A 1542-nucleotide genomic window follows, 5' to 3' on the forward strand; every position below is an offset into this window, starting at 1 on the left:
CCTCAATATATTAAATAATTTATACTAAGCTTTAAAGCCATAGTTAATATTTCTATTAAACAAAAAAATAGAGGAGACTAGCTCATATAATGAACTAACCATCCTCTATTTACGTTACTACAATTAACCTAGTCTAATACTTTATTTTCTTCTGGCAACAATTGTAGGTTTATAAAAAAGTTTGATAAAAAATATGCTCCAAACAATGATTACTCTGGCACAACTTACATTTCCCTTTATAAAAAAGATTGATTAAAACGAACGATATTTATTTCATTTCCAATATCATTTTTATAATAAAGTTTGATCAAAACATAACCACAGTCATACTCTATATATTTTACATTAATATTCAATCGCATCTAATTACAAACAATGCAACTTTAAAGCAGAGGGACAGCTTATAAACGCATTGTAACACTAGGAGCTTTTAAATATTTTTTATTATCAGACCAATCAATGAAAACATACCACCATTAGTTATTCCTTCTAATGATGAAGATGTGGTACGAATTAATCCCGGATTATGAATATTGGAATTTAAAAAATCACGTGATCTAATTGACTTGATACTCCTGAAAGCCTTTTGCATATGTTGATCAGGTAAAACTGTAGCTATATTTTGATTAACATGGTTTTCTATATTGCTAAGCATTGGAAAAGTAAATTGTTGCTTTAAATTATTCCACAGAGCAGTTTTCTTTAATTGCAATATCAATGATTGTTCATATGCCGTTCTAAGTAACATACCTGCACTCACTGGAAATAAACTGTATATCTTTTCCTTGCGACCATCTTCTCTTATTTTTTTAATAGACATCCTATGCAACTCATCCAATGTAACGATTAAACCGATGTGATCACTATTATTAGGATCAAGTTTCCCCCCCCATGAGATATGTTCAAAAAATGTTCCTGGTATTTCCCCTCCAGGAGTAGGCCCTCCTCCTGTTGGTCCGTCTCCTGCTGATCCGCCTTCTGCTGATCCGTCTCCTGCTGATCCGTCTCCTGTTAGTCCGTCTCCTGCTGGTCCGTCTCCTGTTGGTTCGTCTCCTGTTGGTCCGTCTCCTGTTGGTCCGTCTCCTGTTGGTCCGACTCCTGTTGGTCCGACTCCTGTTGGTCCGTCTCCTGTTGGTCCGACTCCTGTTGGTCCGTCTCCTGCTGATCCGTCTCCTGTTGGTCCGTCTCCTGCTGGTCCGTCTCCTGCTGATCCGTCTCCCTTATTCCCATTTTCAGGATTATCTATAAACAGGTCATTTTTTTGAGCCATGTCAATACCTATTGTAGTCAATAACACAAATGTATATAAAACATCCATGAATTTATTAAAATACACATTTTCAATAAATCCACCACGTTCATTAGATATTTTTAACCCTTCATCTAAATCATTAAAGTCGGGGAAATTAAGATAACCATACACATTGTGTTGCATAAAATTAGTATATTTTTTATTTTGACTTATATTCGTTAATTGCAACCAATCATTATTTGTATCTAAATAATTATATAAAGCAAAATTATTAATATATAATCTTATAC

The 1542-nt window shown here is 34.3% G+C and carries 1 pseudogene; it reads right to left on the reverse strand.

Features of this window, described 5'->3' with window-relative positions:
* Positions 1–430: 430 nt before the first annotated feature.
* Positions 431–1542, reverse strand: a pseudogene (locus MH117_RS26345) (hypothetical protein); the annotation flags it as partial.

Origin of the sequence: Paenibacillus sp. ACRRX, assembly GCF_022346885.1 — a bacterium.
Lineage (GTDB): Bacteria > Bacillota > Bacilli > Paenibacillales > Paenibacillaceae > Paenibacillus_B.